Source organism: Neisseria sp. P0014.S009 (assembly GCF_051958155.1).
GTDB lineage: Bacteria > Pseudomonadota > Gammaproteobacteria > Burkholderiales > Neisseriaceae > Neisseria > Neisseria flavescens_C.
Genome location: NZ_JBQCVS010000060.1, coordinates 1 through 393, shown reverse-complemented (window position 1 = coordinate 393; position 393 = coordinate 1). Strand labels below are relative to the sequence as shown.

The 393-nt window shown below is 57.5% G+C and carries 1 rRNA gene; it reads left to right on the top strand.

The features are described from left to right. Positions 1-393 (top strand): 16S ribosomal RNA (locus tag ACTHS4_RS11655); the annotation flags it as partial.

Here is a 393-nt window from a genome sequence, read left to right as displayed (position 1 = left end):
GTATAAGAGACAGCCTACGGGTGGCTGCAGTGGGGAATCTTGCGCAATGGGCGAAAGCCTGACGCAGCAACGCCGCGTGCGGGAAGAAGGCCTTCGGGTTGTAAACCGCTTTCAGAAGGAACGAAACTGACGGTACTTTCAGAAGAAGGTGCGGCCAACTACGTGCCAGCAGCCGCGGTGACACGTAGGCACCAAGCGTTGTCCGGATTTATTGGGCGTAAAGAGCTCGTAGGCGGTTCGGTAAGTCGGGTGTGAAAACTCTGGGCTCAACCCAGAGAGGCCACCCGATACTGCTATGACTAGAGTACGGTAGGGGAGCGGGGAATTCATGGTGTAGCGGTGAAATGCGCAGATATCATGAGGAACACCAGCGGCGAAGGCGCCGCTCTGGGC